Genomic DNA, 16,928 nt, shown 5'->3' with positions numbered 1-16,928 from the left:
AAATGGTAAAAGTATATTATAACGGTGATATCAAAGAGAACGTATTGGCAGGTAAAAAAGTAGCGATTATCGGTTACGGTTCACAGGGTCACGCACATGCGCTGAACTTAAAAGAAAGCGGAATTGATGTCATTGTCGGCGTCAGACAAGGCAAATCATTTACACAGGCCCAAGAAGACGGCCATCAAGTATTTTCTGTAAGAGAAGCGGCTGCCCAGGCTGACATCATTATGGTTCTTCTTCCGGATGAACAGCAGCAAAAAGTATATGAAGCTGAAATCAAAGATGAATTGACGGCGGGCAAATCATTGGTATTCGCACACGGATTTAACGTCCATTTCCATCAGATCGTGCCTCCTGCTGATGTAGATGTCTTCCTTGTCGCCCCTAAAGGACCGGGACACCTTGTCAGAAGAACATATGAACAAGGCGCAGGCGTACCGGCATTGTTTGCCATCTATCAGGATGTATCAGGCGAAGCGAAAGACACGGCTCTTGCTTACGCAAAAGGAATTGGCGGGGCGCGTGCCGGAGTTCTTGAAACAACATTTAAGGAAGAAACGGAAACGGATCTGTTCGGTGAGCAGGCTGTTCTCTGCGGAGGTTTAACAGCGCTTGTCAAAGCAGGTTTTGAAACGCTGACAGAAGCCGGATACCAGCCTGAACTCGCATACTTTGAGTGTCTGCACGAACTGAAATTGATCGTAGACTTAATGTATGAAGAAGGCTTGGCGGGCATGAGATACTCTATCTCCGATACGGCTCAATGGGGAGATTTTGTATCAGGACCGCGCGTAGTCGATGCGAAAGTAAAAGAATCGATGAAACAAGTATTAACGGATATTCAAAACGGTACATTCGCAAAAGAATGGATCGTGGAAAACCAAGTGAACCGTCCTCGCTTCAATGCGATCAATGCAAGTGAAAACGAGCATCAGATTGAAAAGGTCGGCAGACAGCTTCGTGAAATGATGCCGTTTGTCAAACAAGGCAAAAAGAAGGAAGCGGTGGTCTCCGTTGCGCAAAATTAACGTTTTCGACACGACCCTTCGTGACGGTGAACAATCTCCCGGGGTCAACCTTAATGCGCGGGAGAAACTGGCGATAGCCAAGCAGCTTGAAAGACTCGGGGTGGACATTATTGAAGCGGGATTTCCCGCTTCATCCCGAGGTGATTTTTTAGCCGTGCAGGAAATCGCAAGAACGATTAAAAATTGTTCGGTAACAGGGCTTGCCCGTTCTGTCAAAGGTGACATCGACGCAGCCTGGGAAGCGCTGAAAGACGGGGCCAGCCCGCGGATTCACATCTTTATCGCCACCTCAGACATTCATCTGAAGCATAAGCTGAAAATGACGCGGGAAGAGGTTAAGGAAAAAGCGGTTGAAATGGTGAAGTATGCAAAAGAACGCTTCCCGGTCGTTCAATGGTCAGCAGAAGACGCATGCCGCACCGAACTTCCGTTTTTGGCTGAAATCGTAGAAGAAGTGATTGATGCCGGCGCGAGCGTCATCAACCTGCCGGACACTGTAGGCTACCTGACGCCGGCGGAATACGGAAACATCTTTAAATATATGAAGGAACACGTTCCGAATATCAGCCGGATAAAGCTCTCAGCTCATTGCCACGATGATCTCGGAATGGCGGTTGCCAACTCACTTTCGGCAATTGAGAACGGCGCTGATCAAATTGAATGCGCCATTAACGGCATAGGAGAAAGAGCCGGGAACGCCGCGCTTGAAGAAATCGCCGTTGCGCTTCATGTCAGAAATGACGCGTATCAAGCTGATTCATCTCTCACTCTTCATGAATTGAAGCGGACGAGTGATCTTGTCAGCAAACTGACGGGCATGGCCGTTCCCCGCAATAAAGCGATCGTCGGAGATAACGCTTTCGCCCATGAGTCGGGTATTCACCAAGACGGTTTCCTGAAAGAAAAATCAACATATGAAATTATTTCACCGGAACTTGTCGGTGTGACAGCGGATGCGCTCGTGCTCGGAAAGCATTCCGGACGCCATGCGTTCAAAGACCGCCTGAATACGCTTGGATTCCAGTTTGATAGCGATGAGATCAATAAATATTTTACGATGTTTAAAGAACTGACCGAAAAGAAAAAAGAAATCACCGATGATGACTTGATTTCTCTTATTTTAGAAGAAAAAGTGACGGACAAAAAAATCGGCTATGAATTTTTGTCTCTGCAAGTGCATTACGGGACGTCTCAGGTGCCCACTGCAACAGTCTCTTTGAAAAATCAGGAAAACGAACAGCTGATGCAAGAGGCGGCAACAGGGGCAGGCAGCGTAGAAGCCGTTTATAACACGCTCGGGCGCTGTATTGATAAAGATATTGAACTGATAGATTACCGCATTCAATCCAACCGAAAAGGCGAAGACGCGCTGGCTCAGGTTTACGTCAGAGTGACCGTGAACGGAAAAGAATCATCAGGACGGGGAATTGCGCAGGATGTTCTGGAAGCTTCTGCAAAAGCATATTTGAATGCTGTGAACCGGCAATTGGTGCTGGATTGCAATATAGACGGATTAAAGAGACAGACTGCGGTCGGCTCGTAATAGAAAGGAGAACGTTTGATTTGAAAAAACGCATTGCTTTGCTTCCCGGTGACGGGATCGGACCGGAAGTGGCGGAATCAGCGGCAGATGTATTGAAAAGCGTTGCCGAACAATTCGGACATGAATTTGAATTTGAAAACGGGCTGATCGGGGGAGCGGCTATTGACGCCCATCAAAACCCCCTTCCTGAGGAGACGGTGGCTCTTTGCGAGAGGTCTGACGCGATCCTGCTCGGTGCAGTCGGCGGACCGAAATGGGACCAAAATCCTCCGGAGCTCAGACCGGAAAAAGGCCTGCTCGGCATCAGAAAAAAACTCGGCCTGTTTGCCAATCTGCGTCCGGTGACCGTATTTGAAAGCCTGTCTGAGGCATCTCCGCTGAAAAAAGAATATATCAGCGGCGTTGACTTTGTAATCGTCAGGGAACTGACGGGCGGCCTCTACTTCGGAGAGCCGAGCAGACAGTATGTCAATGAAGCGGGAGAAAAAGAAGCGGTCGATACCCTCTTTTATAAGAAAGAAGAAATCGAACGCGTTGTCAGAGAAGCCTTTAAAATGGCAGCCGGCAGAAAAGGAAAAGTGACGTCAGTTGATAAGGCGAATGTGCTTTCCTCAAGCAGGCTGTGGCGTGAAACGGCAGATGAAATCGCAAAAGAATTTCCTGATGTGACGCTTGAACATATGCTTGTCGATAATGCTGCGATGCAGCTCATCTATGCTCCGAACCAGTTTGACGTCATCGTAACTGAAAACATGTTCGGCGATATATTAAGTGATGAAGCCTCCATGCTGACAGGTTCGCTCGGCATGCTGCCGTCAGCCAGTCTATCAAGTTCAGGTCTTCACTTGTTTGAACCGGTGCATGGATCTGCGCCTGACATTGCCGGTAAAGGGATGGCCAATCCGTTTGCGGCGATTTTATCAGCGGCGATGCTTTTGAGAACATCTTTCGGGCTTGAAAACGAAGCGCAGGCGGTAGAAAAGGCGGTTGCAAAGGTGCTTGCAGACGGCAGCCGTACACGTGATATCGCCCGGGACGGCCAATATGCCGGAACGCATGACATTACTGAAAAAGTAAAAGCCGCAATAGCCGGCGCGAATACAAAATCTATAGTGTGACGCTTTAAAGAAAGCGGTCTTAGTTCATAGGTAGAGGGAGGAAACAAAGATGATGCCTCGAACAATCATCGAAAAGATTTGGGATCGGCATGTTGTAAAAAGCGGTGAAGGAAAACCCGACCTTCTCTATATTGATCTGCACTTAATTCATGAGGTGACGTCTCCTCAGGCGTTTGAAGGATTAAGGCAGAAGGGAAGAAAAGTCAGACGGCCGCAGAATACATTCGCGACGATGGATCACAATATTCCGACCGTCAACCGTTTTGACATTAAAGATGAAGTCGCAAAGCGCCAAGTAACCGCGCTTGAAAGAAATTGCGAGGAGTTCGGCGTCCGTCTTGCGGATCTTCACAGCGCAGACCAGGGGATCGTTCACGTAGTCGGACCTGAGCTTGGTCTGACACTTCCGGGGAAAACGATCGTTTGCGGAGACAGTCATACATCGACTCACGGCGCATTCGGGGCGCTTGCCTTCGGTATCGGCACAAGTGAGGTGGAGCATGTTCTCTCCACACAGACACTATGGCAGCAGCGGCCGAAAACGCTAGAAATCCGCGTTGACGGAACGCTCCAAAAAGGAGTGACCGCGAAGGATGTCATCTTGTCGGTCATCGGAAAATACGGGGTGAAATTCGGTACCGGATATGTCATTGAATACACCGGGGAAGTATTCAGAAACATGTCTATGGACGAACGCATGACGGTCTGCAATATGTCAATAGAAGCGGGAGCCCGTGCGGGACTGATCGCTCCTGATGAAACGACGATTGAATACTGTAAAAACCGTAAATACGCGCCAAAAGGCGAGGAATTTGAAAAAGCCGCCGCAGAATGGAAAGCGTTAAAAACCGATCCGGGCGCCGTATACGATCATTCCATCGTGTTAGACGGCAGCGAGATTTCTCCAATGGTAACTTGGGGCATCAACCCAGGCATGGTTCTTCCGGTCGATGCCCAAATACCTGCGCCGGAAACCATTGATTCTGAAGACGATAAAAAAGAGGCCATCCGTGCCTACGAATACATGGGGATTGAACCGAATCAAAAAATTGAAGAGATTAAAGTCGAGCATGTGTTTATCGGCTCCTGTACAAATTCGCGGATGACCGACCTTCGCCAGGCTGCTGATATGATCAAAGGCCGAAAAGTCGCCGACAGCGTCAGAGCCATTGTGGTGCCGGGCTCTCAAAGCGTGAAACAGCAGGCGGAGGAAGAAGGGCTGCACCGTGTGTTTCTTGAAGCGGGCTTTGAATGGAGAGAATCAGGCTGCAGCATGTGCCTCAGTATGAACAATGATGTCGTGCCTGAAGGGGAGCGATGCGCTTCCACTTCCAACCGCAACTTCGAAGGCAGACAGGGAAAAGGCGCGAGAACACACCTTGTCAGTCCTGCTATGGCGGCAATGGCAGCCATTCACGGGCATTTCGTCGATGTAAGAAAGTTTTATCAAGAAAAAACAGTTGTGTAAGGAGTGTGCGAAAAGATGGAACCTTTAAAAACGCATACCGGAAAAGCGGCCGTCTTAAACCGGATCAACGTTGACACTGACCAGATTATTCCGAAACAGTTTCTGAAAAGAATTGAAAGAACCGGATACGGCAGATTCGCGTTTTTTGATTGGAGATACCTTGAGAACGGTGAGCCTGATCCTGAATTTGAATTAAACCGCAAAGTCTATGAGGGCGCGTCCATATTAATTGCCGGAGAGAATTTCGGCTGCGGATCATCCCGTGAGCATGCTCCTTGGGCGCTGGATGATTACGGATTCAAAATCATCATTGCTCCGTCATTTGCCGATATTTTTCATCAAAACTGTTTTAAAAACGGAATGCTTCCTATCCGTATGCCGTATGATCAATGGAAAAAACTCGCCGGTCAATATGAAAATCAGTCTCTTAATATGACGGTTGATTTGGAAAACCAGCTCATCCATGACAGTGAAGGAAGAGAAATTTCATTTGAAGTCGATCCGCACTGGAAGGAAATGCTGATTAACGGCTATGATGAAATTTCATTAACGCTCCTGCTGGAGGACGACATTCAGCAGTTTGAATCGAAAAGAAGTTCTTGGCTTCAAGCCTGAAAAAAAGCCGCCCGGGATTTATCCGGCGGCTTTTTTTGCCATGTGTGTCATCCTTTCTTGTGTTTCATGACGCGTGTTGATACACTTGAACAAAATAAGCGCCTGAAAGGAAATAGAGTATGACGCATGACAAGAAAAAAGCTGATATCATTCCTTTCCCCCGTCTGAAAGAACGCTTGGTTGATAAAGGGATGGCCGCCATGAAGGATAAACAGTACCAGGAGGCCCTCGAACTGTTTTCAGAGGCGGTAAGCCACGGTGATACCGAGTCCGACGTACATTTAGGCATGGCGATTTGTTTTCTGGAGCTCGGGGAATTGGAAGAAGCAAAACAAGTTTGCGAGAAAATGCTGAACGAAGGGTACGGCCATTATTTTACCGTGCTGCAGGTGTACATGACCATTTTGATTCAGCTGAAACAATATGAAGAAGTCAAAAGCACAATTGAAGCTGTGCTGGAAGAAAACCAGCTCCCTGCAGAAAGTGCGGAGCAATTCTACCGGCTGCTCGAATTCAGCCGCAAAATGACCGATCCCGATCAGCAGGACGAGGTGTGGGAGGAGGAATATGAAGACGTTCTTGATGCGGAAAAAGTGCTGAACAGCCCCGCTGAACAAATGAACCTGATCCATTCTCTCAAAGACCGCAATATTGCGAAATACACGGGTCTTTTAAAAACGATTCTGCAAGATCCGGGCGCACATCCGCTTATCAAGACGATGATTTTGACGCTGATGGCGGAGCACGATTACAGCAAGCCGGTCCATATTACAAAATTCGGCGATTCAATGAGCGCGATACCGAGTGAAACAATTCAGCCTGATGCGGCGCCGATTTTGCACCGCGTTCTCCGGGTGCTTGATGAAACGCTGGGCAATGAAAACCCTACATTATACGCCGCCGTTGAGGAACTGTGGAGAAGGCATCTGTACGTCCTGCACCCTTTTATGCCGAAGCTTTTGAACGCTGATTTATGGGCAGCGGCGCTTCATAAGGTCGGTTACGAGATGCACGGCATTGACATTGAGCCGGAGGAACTTCATATGATGTACGAGTTTGACAGCCGCGAACTCGAAGAAGCCTGCACGATGATTAAGGATATTGAAGAAATTTCTTATTTGTAAATCACGCCATATAGTTGAAAGCGATAGGCGTTATGTTATAATATAGTGGTTGTATTTATGTATAGCGGTTTAACTGAAATGAGAATTACGGTTGGACAGGCTGCCAGTTCATTACATAATGATTCTGATTCAAAGCGGTTTTTTCTTTGACAAAGCCGCGGATTGCTTTAGAATGGAAGACCGACACAACCTGAATAGATTTTTGGAGGGAAATACATGTCTGTAAAATGGGAAAAACAAGAAGGCAACGAAGGCGTATTAACGGTTGAAGTTGATGCGGAAACGTTCAAAACAGCTCTTGATGATGCATTTAAAAAAGTAGTAAAACAGGTTTCTATTCCTGGATTCCGCAAAGGGAAAGTTCCGCGCGGTTTATTCGAACAGCGTTTCGGCGTTGAAGCTCTTTACCAGGATGCTTTAGATATTTTACTTCCTGTAGAATACCCTAAAGCGGTTGAAGAAGCCGGCATTGAGCCTGTAGACCGTCCTGAAATCGATGTTGAAAAAATCGAAAAAGGCGAAAGCTTAATTTTCACTGCAAAAGTGACTGTAAAACCGGAAGTGAAACTTGGCGACTACAAAGGCTTAGGAATCGAAAAAGATGACACTGCCGTTACTGACGAAGACGTACAAAACGAACTTAAAGCGCTTCAGGAGCGTCAGGCTGAGCTTGTCGTAAAAGAAGAAGGCGCTGTTGAAAACGGCGATACAGTCGTTCTTGACTTCGAAGGTTTCGTTGACGGAGAAGCATTTGAAGGCGGAAAAGCTGAGAACTACTCACTTGAAGTAGGATCAGGTTCATTCATCCCGGGCTTCGAAGAGCAGCTGACTGGTCTTGAAGCAGGAGCTGAAAAGGATGTTGAAGTAACATTCCCTGAAGAGTACCACGCTGAAGATCTTGCAGGTAAACCAGCTGTTTTCAAAGTGAAAATTCATGAAATCAAAGCGAAAGAGCTTCCTGAGCTTAACGACGAATTCGCAAAAGACATTGACGAAGAAGTTGAAACGCTTGCTGAATTAACTGAGAAAACAAAAAAACGCCTTGAAGAAGCGAAAGAAAACGAAGCTGACGCTAAATTGCGTGAAGAGCTTGTGCTGAAAGCATCTGAAAACGCTGAAGCTGATGTTCCTCAAGCGATGATCGATACTGAGCTTGACCGCATGCTGAAAGAATTCGAACAGCGTCTGCAAATGCAAGGCATGAACCTTGAGCTTTACACTCAATTCTCAGGTCAAGATGAAAACGCGTTAAAAGAGCAAATGAAAGAAGATGCCGCGAAACGCGTAAAATCAAACCTGACTCTTGAAGCGATCGCTCAAGCCGAAAACCTTGAAGTGACTGACGAAGAAGTTGAAGCTGAGCTCACTAAAATGGCTGAAGCTTACAACATGCCGGTTGAAAACATCAAGCAGGCAATCGGTTCAACTGACGCGATGAAAGAAGATTTAAAAGTTCGAAAAGCAATTGATTTTCTTGTAGAAAACCGTTAATATGGTTCATAATAATAGACATAATGAAACAGGGCGCGATTATTTCGTGCCTTGTTTTGTACAATTATGATATAACTCTTTTTCTTGGGGCAAGATAGTCATTGCCGGGCTGTTTTTTGTCATACATATAGAATGTGCAAGCGCGAAACACATTGTTACCGTCTTACTGGAAAGTATGGTAAAATGCAATACATACTCGATCGTAGCAAGAACCGTTTTCTTTTGCCCTTCAGGTAAAAGAAAAAGTGAGACAAGATTAAGGGGTGAAAGAATGTTTAAATTCAACGAGGAAAAAGGACAATTAAAATGCTCGTTCTGCGGAAAAACGCAAGATCAGGTTCGTAAGCTGGTTGCAGGACCGGGTGTATATATATGCGACGAATGCATCGAGCTCTGTACAGAAATCGTAGAGGAAGAGCTTGGTACAGAAGAAGAAGTCGAATTTAAAGACGTTCCGAAGCCGCAGGAAATCCGTGAGATTCTGAATGAATATGTCATCGGACAGGATCAGGCGAAGAAATCACTTGCGGTTGCGGTATACAACCATTACAAACGCATCAACTCCAACAGTAAAGTGGATGATGTCGAGCTTTCTAAAAGTAATATTTCATTAATCGGGCCGACTGGAAGCGGGAAAACACTTCTCGCTCAGACGCTTGCGCGTATTCTGAACGTTCCGTTTGCGATCGCGGACGCTACATCTCTGACTGAAGCCGGATATGTCGGTGAGGACGTAGAAAACATCCTCCTCAAGCTGATTCAGGCTGCAGACTATGATGTGGAAAAAGCAGAAAAAGGCATTATTTACATCGATGAAATCGATAAAGTAGCGCGAAAATCTGAAAACCCGTCCATTACACGCGACGTATCAGGCGAAGGCGTTCAGCAGGCGCTGCTGAAAATTCTTGAAGGAACGGTTGCAAGCGTGCCGCCTCAAGGAGGACGCAAACATCCTCATCAGGAATTCATTCAGATCGATACGACGAACATTCTGTTCATTTGCGGCGGTGCATTTGACGGCATTGAACAAATCATCAAACGCCGTCTCGGGCAAAAAGTCATCGGTTTCGGCTCAGATAATAAAGCGGCAGACCTGGAAAAAGAAGAACTGCTTTCTAAAGTTCTTCCGGAAGACTTGCTTCGTTTCGGTCTGATTCCTGAATTCATCGGCCGTCTTCCTGTCATTGCAAGCCTTGAGCAGCTTGACGAAACGGCACTGGTTGAAATTCTGACTAAACCTAAAAACGCACTCGTCAAACAATACAAGAAAATGTTAGAACTAGATGATGTCGAGCTTGATTTTGAAGACGAGGCATTATCTGAAATTGCGAAAAAAGCGATCGAGCGTAAAACAGGCGCACGCGGCCTGCGTTCTATCATTGAAGGCATCATGCTTGACGTTATGTTTGATCTGCCGTCCCGTGATGATATTGAAAAATGTGTCATTACCGGATCGACAGTCGCAGACGGTGAAGCGCCTCGTCTTGTATTAAAAGACGGCACAGTTGTCGGCCAAGATAAAACATCAGCATAACATGACAAAACCTCCTGACTCGAATTGATCAGGAGGTTTTTTTCTTTTCCTGACCCTTCTGAAAATGTTTATTCCGGGCTTTGCTGGGAGATACTAGCGGACAGAGGAATGAATTGGATACATAAATTGTTTTCAGGAGGGACCAGCATGAGTTGGACAGGGATCGCATTATTTGTACAGCTGTTTTTCGGGATAGTCATCGGATTATATTTTTGGAATCTGCTCAAAAACCAGCGTACACAAAAAGTGACGATAGATAAAGAATCAAAAAAAGAAATGGAACAGCTTCGCAAAATGCGCGCCATCAGTTTATCAGAACCTTTATCAGAAAAGGTGCGGCCGAAAAGCTTTCAGGATATTGTCGGCCAGGAGGATGGGATTAAAGCGTTAAAAGCTGCGCTTTGCGGTCCGAATCCGCAGCATGTGATTATTTACGGGCCTCCCGGAGTCGGCAAAACGGCTGCGGCGCGTCTGGTATTGGAAGAAGCGAAAAAGCATAAACAGTCACCATTTCAAAATCAGGCCGTTTTTGTTGAGCTTGATGCGACGACCGCGCGATTTGATGAACGGGGGATTGCCGATCCGCTTATCGGTTCGGTGCATGATCCGATTTATCAGGGAGCGGGAGCGATGGGTCAGGCGGGCATTCCGCAGCCGAAGCAGGGGGCTGTGACTCATGCGCACGGCGGCGTCCTATTTATTGATGAAATCGGTGAGCTTCACCCGATTCAGATGAATAAAATGCTGAAGGTGCTTGAAGATCGGAAAGTCTTTTTAGACAGTGCGTATTACAGTGAGGAAAATACGCAAATCCCGAATCATATTCATGATATTTTTCAAAATGGGCTTCCCGCGGATTTCCGCTTGATCGGAGCGACGACGAGAATGCCGACTGAAATTCCGCCCGCCATCCGTTCGCGCTGCCTTGAAGTGTTTTTCCGTGAGCTGGAAAAGGATGAGCTTAAAACCGTAGCGAAAAAAGCGGCCGACAAAATTCAGAAAGAGATTTCTGATGAGGCTCTCGGTGTACTGACCGCATATACGAGAAACGGTCGTGAAGCCGTTAATATGATCCAGATTGCTGCCGGCATGGCGGTAACCGAAGACAGAAAAGAAATTACGACAGAAGATATAGAATGGGTTGTTCATTCCAGTCAGCTCACACCTAAAAATGAGCAGAAAATCGCCGATGAACCGCAAGTCGGCATCGTGAACGGACTTGCCGTATACGGGCCGAACAGCGGCGCATTGCTGGAAATCGAAGTGAATGTCACGCCTGCACAGGACAAAGGAAGCCTGAATATTACGGGGATTGCAGAGGAAGAGAGCATCGGCAGCCAATCAAAGTCGATCCGCCGCAAAAGCATGGCGAAGGGATCGGTGGAAAACGTTCTGACGGTTCTCCGCACAATGGGCATCAAACCTTCGGACTATGACATTCATGTCAATTTTCCGGGCGGAGGCCCGATTGACGGACCGTCAGCTGGTATCGCGATGGCCGCGGGGATTTTTTCCGCGATTCACCGCATCCCTATCGACCATACGGTGGCGATGACGGGAGAGATCAGCCTGACGGGCCTTGTCAAACCGATCGGCGGCGTCATTCCGAAAATTAAAGCCGCGAAACAGGCCGGAGCTAAAACCGTTATTATTCCTTACGAAAATCAGCAGTCCATTCTGAAACGAATAGACGGAATCACCATTAAAGCGGTAAAAACGTTCCAGGAAGTACTTGACGTCATATTGGTTGATCCGCCTTCAGAACAAAAACCGTTTGATATCCAAATGAATAAAGAATCCGTATAAACCCCATTTTTATAATGGGGTTTTTTTATGGAGGACATCTTTTCCTTTTTCAGAACAGAAAGAAAGGGTATACTACGAAGAGACTGTTTTATATACAGGGGCAGGCGGTAAGCCGATTATACCCGATCCCGGAATTGTACAACGATGAAAAAGTTGTATTATAATGGTTCATACTAAAGTCACGGAGGTGTCAGTCATATGGCAGAAGATACAAAACGCAGCATCCCGCTCCTCCCTTTAAGAGGTTTATTGGTATACCCGACGATGGTTTTACATTTAGATGTAGGCCGGGACAAGTCGGTTCAGGCTCTTGAACAGGCAATGATGCATGATCATATGATTTTTTTAGCCACTCAGCAGGATATTTCGATAGACGAACCGGGTGAAGACGACATTTTCACCGTCGGCACTTATACAAAAATCAAACAGATGCTGAAGCTGCCCAACGGTACGATCAGAGTGCTTGTAGAAGGTATTCAGCGGGCGCAGATCCTTGAATACACCGAACTAGAAGATTATACTTCGGTCGATATACAGCTGATGCATGAGGACGATTCGAAAGACGTCGAAGATGAGGCGCTTATGCGGACGCTGCTGGACCATTTTGACCAGTACATAAAAATTTCTAAAAAAATCTCCGCAGAAACGTATGCGGCTGTAACTGATATTGAAGAGCCCGGCAGAATGGCGGACATCGTCGCTTCTCATCTCCCGCTGAAATTAAAGGACAAGCAGGACATTTTAGAAACGGCGGATATTAAAGAACGTCTGAATAAGGTCATCCGTTCGATTAATAATGAAAAAGAAGTGCTGGAGATTGAGAAAAAAATCGGTCAGCGAGTCAAACGTTCGATGGAGCGCACCCAAAAAGAATACTACTTGCGTGAACAGATGAAAGCCATTCAAAAGGAACTTGGCGACAAAGAAGGTAAAACCGGTGAAGTTCAGTCGCTCACGGAAAAGATAGAAGAAGCGGGCATGCCTGAGCGTGTCAAAGAAACGGCGCTTAAGGAATTGAGCCGTTACGAAAAAGTGCCTTCAAGCTCAGCGGAAAGCTCTGTTATCCGCAACTATATTGACTGGCTCATCGCCCTGCCGTGGTCGGATGAAACAGAAGATAAACTGGATATTAAAAAAGCCGGGGAAATCTTAGACAAAGAGCATCACGGTTTAGAGAAAGTGAAAGAACGGATTCTGGAGTACCTGGCCGTGAAACAGCTGACGAAAACGCTGAAAGGGCCGATTCTTTGTCTGGCCGGACCGCCGGGAGTCGGAAAAACATCTCTTGCAAAATCAATCAGTACGAGCATGGGACGCCGGTTTGTGAGAATTTCACTGGGCGGAGTGCGCGATGAATCTGAAATCCGCGGCCATCGGCGTACATACGTCGGAGCGATGCCGGGCCGGATTATCCAGGGAATGAAAAAAGCCGGCAAACAAAATCCGGTCTTTCTCCTCGATGAGATTGATAAAATGTCATCTGATTTCAGAGGCGATCCGTCTTCGGCGATGCTTGAGGTGCTGGATCCGGAACAAAACAGCACATTCAGCGACCACTATATTGAAGAGACGTTCGATTTATCGAAAGTGCTTTTTATCGCGACTGCGAATAACCTAGGTTCCATACCGGGCCCTCTCAGAGACAGAATGGAGATTATCAGCCTGTCAGGTTATACTGAGAACGAAAAGCTGGAGATCGTAAAGGATCACCTGCTTCCGAAACAGATTAAAGAGCACGGGCTCACAAAGAGCAGCCTGCAGATTCGGGATCAGGCCATTACTGACATCATCCGCTACTATACGAGGGAAGCCGGCGTGAGAACGCTTGAACGCCAGATTGCGGCCATTTGCCGAAAGGCTGCAAAGGCCATTGTTTCTGAAGAGAGAAAACGCATTACCGTTACAGAGAAAAATCTGGCCGACTATCTCGGAAAACGGATATTCAGATACGGACAGGCGGAAACCGAGGATCAAGTCGGAGTTGTCACGGGTCTGGCGTACACGACGGTCGGCGGAGATACGCTTTCAATCGAAGTGTCACTGTCACCGGGAAAAGGAAAGCTGATTCTGACCGGGAAGCTCGGAGATGTCATGAGGGAATCCGCGCAGGCCGCTTTCAGTTATGTCCGCTCGAAAACGGAGCAGCTCGGAATCGACCCGAAATTCCATGAGAAGTATGACATTCATATCCATGTCCCTGAAGGAGCGGTGCCGAAAGACGGCCCTTCTGCGGGAATTACGATGGCTACTGCGCTCGTATCGGCATTAACGGACCGTGCGGTAAAACGCGAAGTCGGTATGACCGGGGAAATCACGCTGCGGGGCCGCGTGCTTCCGATCGGCGGACTGAAAGAAAAGGCGCTCGGCGCGCACAGAGCGGGCCTGACCACGATTATTGCGCCTAAAGATAACGAAAAAGATATAGAGGATATTCCTGAAAGCGTCAGAGAAGGGCTGAAATTTATATTTGTGTCTCATCTCGATGACGTGTTGGAACATGCCTTAGTAGGAGAGAAGAAATGAAAGTCACAAAGTCAGAAATCGTGATCAGCGCGGTCAAACCTGAGCAGTACCCAGATGGGGGGCTTCCGGAAATCGCGCTGGCGGGAAGATCAAATGTAGGAAAGTCATCTTTTATCAATTCATTAATCAATCGGAAAAACCTGGCCAGAACGTCATCAAAACCGGGGAAAACACAGACCTTAAACTTTTACATCATCAATGATGAATTGCATTTTGTCGACGTTCCCGGGTACGGGTTTGCGAAAGTTTCTAAAAGCGAGCGGGAAGCATGGGGGAGAATGATTGAAACTTATATGACGACCCGTGAAGAGCTGAAAGCCTGCGTGCAGATTGTCGACCTCAGGCACGCGCCGTCTGCTGAAGACGTGAACATGTATGAATTCCTGAAGTATTACGGCATTCCCGTCATCGTCATTGCGACAAAAGCGGATAAAATTCCAAAAGGAAAATGGGACAAGCACTTAAAGGTTGTCAAGCAGACGCTTGATATGGACCCTGAAGATGAGCTGATTTTATTTTCCTCTGAAACAAAAAAAGGCAAAGATGAGGCATGGGGAGCCATTAAAAAAATGATCAGCCGGTAATGAAAAACCCAAAACGCAGTGCGTTTTGGGTTTTATCGTATAGTTTTGTTCCGCTTAATAAACAATAATAAAAGGCTGATTCCGATGAAAACATACGGCCAGTATGTTTTGAAATGTTCGGTCGGAATGTGGACGGATTCCAGCCACGCCGTAATTTGTTTAAAGAAGTATAAAAAGAGGGAAAAACCAATCATGGCAGCCGCTTCGTATACATATTCTTTTCTGGCAGCCGCAAATAAGGAGAACCCGAATATAAAGAGCAGCATTTCAAAATCTCCCGGCCACCATGAGAGTTCAGGTTTGGCGAAAAAATGCAAACCTATACCGAACAGAAGCATGCCGATTAGGACGTGAGATCCCGCCGCTTCCTTTTTGCCCTGATACAAGAGTACGGCGCCCAAAAGCATAAGGAGCACCGGCCATTCTCCCTGATTTGCAAACAGGTGAACCTGTCCGCTCTGAAGCCAAGCGAATAACGAAGCGGCAAGCAGAAGTCCCGGTAATAAAATTGATGTTTTTTTCATCCTGTCACCTACCCGCAGTAAAGGATTTTTAGTATGATGATTACAGAGGAAACGAAGCTTTTTATACTATAGCATAACATGTTTGAAATCTGTTCACATTTTCACGAAGAAACTATGTTATAATCATTATAAATAATAAATTCTATGTTAGAATGATTATAAATAAAATGCGATGTACGGGGGTGCATGAAAGGCTATGCATATTCTTGTTGTGGGAGTAGATTATAAATCCGCCCCTATTGAAATACGCGAAAAAATAAGTTTTCAGCCGGATGAGCTTGCAGAAGCGATGCTCCGTTTAAAAGAAGAAAAAAGCGTTCTTGAAAACATTATCGTGTCAACCTGCAACCGCACTGAAATTTATGCGGTGGTCGACCAGCTTCATACCGGCCGTTATTATATAAAGACATTTTTATCCGAATGGTTTTCTCTGCCGAAAGAAGAGCTGTCTCCGTTTCTGAAATTTTATGAGAGCGACGCGGCGATTGAGCATTTATTCCGAGTGGCGTGCGGTTTGGATTCCATGGTCATCGGAGAAACGCAAATCCTCGGCCAGGTCCGTTCGAGCTTTAAAACAGCGCAGACAGAAAAGACAATCGGCACCATTTTCAATGAGCTGTTTAAACAGGCGGTGACCGTCGGTAAACGCACGCATGCTGAAACCGATATCGGCGCCAATGCCGTATCCGTCAGTTACGCAGCCGTGGAACTCGCGAAAAAAATCTTCGGCTCTCTGTCAAATAAGCACATTTTGATTATCGGTGCGGGAAAAATGGGCGAGCTTGCCGCAGAAAACCTGCACGGCCAGGGCATAGGGAAAGTAACGGTCATCAACAGAACGTTTTTAAAGGCAAAAGAACTTGCTGACCGTTTTTCCGGAGAAGCGCGCAGCTTAAACCAGCTTGAACATGCACTTGCTGAAGCTGATATTTTAATCAGCTCGACAGGCGCAAGTGATTTTGTCGTGTCTAAAGATATGATGGAGAGAGCGGGCAGACAGCGGAAGGGCCGCCCGTTATTTATGGTGGATATCGCTGTTCCGAGAGACCTTGACCCTGCGCTGAACGATCTTGAAGGTGTTTTTCTGTACGATATTGACGACCTTGAAGGAATCGTTGAAGCCAACTTACAAGAACGCCGTGAAACTGCTGAAAAAGTCGAGCTGTTCATTGAAGCGGCAATTGTTGAGTTTAAGCAGTGGCTTAATACGCTCGGCGTTGTGCCGGTCATTTCGGCGCTTCGTGAAAAGGCGCTGTCTATCCAGTCCGATACGATGCAGAGCATTGAGCGCAAGCTGCCTCATCTGACGGTAAGAGAGAAAAAGCTTCTCAGCAAACATACGAAGAGCATCATTAACCAAATGCTGCGCGATCCGATTCTGAAAGCGAAAGAGCTTGCGGCTGAAGCGGATTCTGAGGAAAAGCTGAAGCTGTTTATGCAGATTTTCGATATTGAGGATGAAGCAGGACGTCAGCTGGACAAAAGCCTGGATAACCGCCAGACGGTTCATTCGCTTCAAAAGGCAGAAACAAAAACGGGCTTGCGTCCGCTTGTAAGTGAGTGAGCG

At 46.8% G+C, this 16,928-nt stretch carries 13 protein-coding genes; 12 read left to right on the top strand and 1 reads right to left on the bottom strand.

Annotation, left to right across the window (positions count from 1 at the left end):
• Positions 1-2: 2 nt before the first annotated feature.
• The 11 genes from ilvC to yihA all read left to right on the top strand — a co-directional run bounded on the left by ilvC (position 3) and on the right by yihA (position 14,837).
• Positions 3-1,031, top strand: a complete 1,029-nt coding sequence (gene ilvC / locus ICW23_RS13310) for a ketol-acid reductoisomerase (protein WP_007408142.1) — start codon at positions 3-5, stop codon at positions 1,029-1,031.
• Positions 1,018-2,574, top strand: a complete 1,557-nt coding sequence (locus ICW23_RS13305; protein WP_188154614.1) for a 2-isopropylmalate synthase — start codon at positions 1,018-1,020, stop codon at positions 2,572-2,574. The genes ilvC and ICW23_RS13305 overlap by 14 nt, the downstream gene beginning before the upstream one ends.
• 20 nt (positions 2,575-2,594) lie before the next feature.
• Positions 2,595-3,692, top strand: coding sequence for a 3-isopropylmalate dehydrogenase (gene leuB, locus ICW23_RS13300; RefSeq protein ID WP_064777684.1), 1,098 nt, complete (start codon positions 2,595-2,597; stop codon positions 3,690-3,692).
• Between the two features lie 49 nt (positions 3,693-3,741).
• Positions 3,742-5,160, top strand: a complete 1,419-nt coding sequence (gene leuC, locus ICW23_RS13295) for a 3-isopropylmalate dehydratase large subunit (protein WP_045926466.1) — start codon at positions 3,742-3,744, stop codon at positions 5,158-5,160.
• Between the two features lie 15 nt (positions 5,161-5,175).
• Positions 5,176-5,775 carry a 3-isopropylmalate dehydratase small subunit gene (gene leuD / locus ICW23_RS13290; RefSeq protein ID WP_016938757.1) on the top strand — a complete coding sequence of 200 codons (600 nt, stop codon included), beginning with the start codon at positions 5,176-5,178 and terminating at the stop codon, positions 5,773-5,775.
• Between the two features lie 119 nt (positions 5,776-5,894).
• Complete coding sequence (gene ddcA, locus ICW23_RS13285; protein ID WP_095241533.1) at positions 5,895-6,899, top strand: DNA damage checkpoint antagonist DdcA; 1,005 nt, start codon at positions 5,895-5,897, stop codon at positions 6,897-6,899.
• 216 nt (positions 6,900-7,115) lie between these two features.
• Positions 7,116-8,390 carry a trigger factor gene (tig, locus tag ICW23_RS13280; protein WP_016938760.1) on the top strand — a complete coding sequence of 425 codons (1,275 nt, stop codon included), beginning with the start codon at positions 7,116-7,118 and terminating at the stop codon, positions 8,388-8,390.
• 271 nt (positions 8,391-8,661) lie between these two features.
• The gene (gene clpX, locus ICW23_RS13275; protein ID WP_188154613.1) at positions 8,662-9,924 is read left to right on the top strand and encodes an ATP-dependent protease ATP-binding subunit ClpX; all 1,263 of its coding nucleotides are present in this window, start codon (positions 8,662-8,664) and stop codon (positions 9,922-9,924) included.
• Positions 9,925-10,071: 147 nt separating this feature from the next.
• Positions 10,072-11,730, top strand: a complete 1,659-nt coding sequence (lonB, locus tag ICW23_RS13270) for an ATP-dependent protease LonB (protein ID WP_188154612.1) — start codon at positions 10,072-10,074, stop codon at positions 11,728-11,730.
• A 198-nt stretch (positions 11,731-11,928) separates the two neighbouring features.
• A complete protein-coding gene (lon, locus tag ICW23_RS13265; protein WP_016938763.1) occupies positions 11,929-14,253 on the top strand; it encodes an endopeptidase La in 2,325 nt (774 codons plus the stop codon).
• Positions 14,250-14,837, top strand: a complete 588-nt coding sequence (gene yihA / locus ICW23_RS13260; protein WP_003152626.1) for a ribosome biogenesis GTP-binding protein YihA/YsxC — start codon at positions 14,250-14,252, stop codon at positions 14,835-14,837. The genes lon and yihA overlap by 4 nt, the downstream gene beginning before the upstream one ends.
• Before the next feature lie 32 nt (positions 14,838-14,869).
• Here the strand turns inward: yihA and ICW23_RS13255 are convergent, their stop codons facing one another.
• On the bottom strand, positions 14,870-15,361 hold the full coding sequence (locus ICW23_RS13255) for a hypothetical protein (protein ID WP_045926469.1): 492 nt from the start codon (positions 15,359-15,361) through the stop codon (positions 14,870-14,872).
• 196 nt (positions 15,362-15,557) lie between these two features.
• Here ICW23_RS13255 and hemA point away from each other — a divergent pair, with 196 nt between their 5' ends.
• Entirely contained in the window at positions 15,558-16,925 is a 1,368-nt protein-coding gene (gene hemA, locus ICW23_RS13250) for a glutamyl-tRNA reductase (protein WP_016938766.1), read from the top strand.
• Positions 16,926-16,928 lie beyond the last annotated feature (3 nt).

This window comes from Bacillus sp. 1021, assembly GCF_014534735.1.
GTDB lineage: Bacteria > Bacillota > Bacilli > Bacillales > Bacillaceae > Bacillus > Bacillus siamensis.
Note: the sequence above shows the minus strand (reverse complement) of the source record. Positions and strands in the feature narration are given on the sequence as shown.

Excerpts from the sequence above, each read along its gene's own strand:
- ilvC (WP_007408142.1), top strand. The coding sequence starts at position 3 with ATGGTAAAAGTATATTATAACGGTGATATCAAAGAGAACGTATTGGCA.
- leuC (WP_045926466.1), top strand. The coding sequence starts at position 3,742 with ATGATGCCTCGAACAATCATCGAAAAGATTTGGGATCGGCATGTTGTA.
- leuD (WP_016938757.1), top strand. The coding sequence starts at position 5,176 with ATGGAACCTTTAAAAACGCATACCGGAAAAGCGGCCGTCTTAAACCGG.
- ddcA (WP_095241533.1), top strand. The coding sequence starts at position 5,895 with ATGACGCATGACAAGAAAAAAGCTGATATCATTCCTTTCCCCCGTCTG.
- tig (WP_016938760.1), top strand. The coding sequence starts at position 7,116 with ATGTCTGTAAAATGGGAAAAACAAGAAGGCAACGAAGGCGTATTAACG.
- clpX (WP_188154613.1), top strand. The coding sequence starts at position 8,662 with ATGTTTAAATTCAACGAGGAAAAAGGACAATTAAAATGCTCGTTCTGC.
- lonB (WP_188154612.1), top strand. The coding sequence starts at position 10,072 with ATGAGTTGGACAGGGATCGCATTATTTGTACAGCTGTTTTTCGGGATA.
- lon (WP_016938763.1), top strand. The coding sequence starts at position 11,929 with ATGGCAGAAGATACAAAACGCAGCATCCCGCTCCTCCCTTTAAGAGGT.
- yihA (WP_003152626.1), top strand. The coding sequence starts at position 14,250 with ATGAAAGTCACAAAGTCAGAAATCGTGATCAGCGCGGTCAAACCTGAG.
- ICW23_RS13255 (WP_045926469.1), bottom strand. The coding sequence starts at position 15,361 with ATGAAAAAAACATCAATTTTATTACCGGGACTTCTGCTTGCCGCTTCG.
- hemA (WP_016938766.1), top strand. The coding sequence starts at position 15,558 with ATGCATATTCTTGTTGTGGGAGTAGATTATAAATCCGCCCCTATTGAA.